This window comes from Streptomyces griseoloalbus (assembly GCA_014650015.1).
In the GTDB taxonomy this organism is placed as follows: domain Bacteria; phylum Actinomycetota; class Actinomycetes; order Streptomycetales; family Streptomycetaceae; genus Streptomyces; species Streptomyces griseoloalbus.
Genome location: BMUD01000105.1, coordinates 1 through 726, shown reverse-complemented (window position 1 = coordinate 726; position 726 = coordinate 1). Strand labels below are relative to the sequence as shown.

Here is a 726-nt window from a genome sequence, read left to right as displayed (position 1 = left end):
CTTCTGTAAGTGTAAGCAACTTGTCTACGAGAATATCCTTCAAGTCATCACCCTTTGCCTCATACTCCTCATCAATCTTAGCAAGAATAATCTTATCCTGCTTCTTTGACTCACGGGTCTTGATAGCACGAGAGAACAACTTCTTGTCAATAACTACACCGCTCAATGATGGATTTGCCTTCAATGAAGAATCCTTCACATCACCAGCCTTATCACCAAAGATAGCGCGAAGCAACTTCTCTTCTGGTGAAGGATCACTTTCACCCTTAGGCGAAATCTTACCAATCATGATATCACCTGGTTCAATTCTTGCGCCAACACGCACGATACCATTATCATCAAGATCCTTTGTAGCTTCCTCGCTGACATTAGGGATATCAGATGTGAATTCCTCTACTCCACGCTTAGTTTCACGGACATCAAGAGAGTATTCGTCAACATGTACAGATGTCAATACGTCATCACGAACCATACGTTCAGAAATAACAACAGCATCCTCATAGTTGTAACCCTTCCAAGGAATATAAGCTACAAGCAAATTACGGCCCAAAGCCAGCTCACCGTTTTCTGTCGCATAACCCTCAGTCAGGATATCTCCCTTCTTTACACGCTGTCCCTTATTACAGATAGGACGCAAGTCGATGGTCATATTCTGGTTGGTACGACGGAACTTAGGAATACGATACTCCTTCAAAGCTGGTTCGAAGCTTACAAACTCATCGTCTT

At 43.0% G+C, this 726-nt stretch carries 1 pseudogene; it reads right to left on the bottom strand.

Going from position 1 to position 726, the window contains the following annotated elements:
* Positions 1-649, bottom strand: a pseudogene (locus tag IE178_RS37140) (hypothetical protein); the annotation flags it as partial.
* Between the last annotated feature and the right edge of the window lie 77 nt (positions 650-726).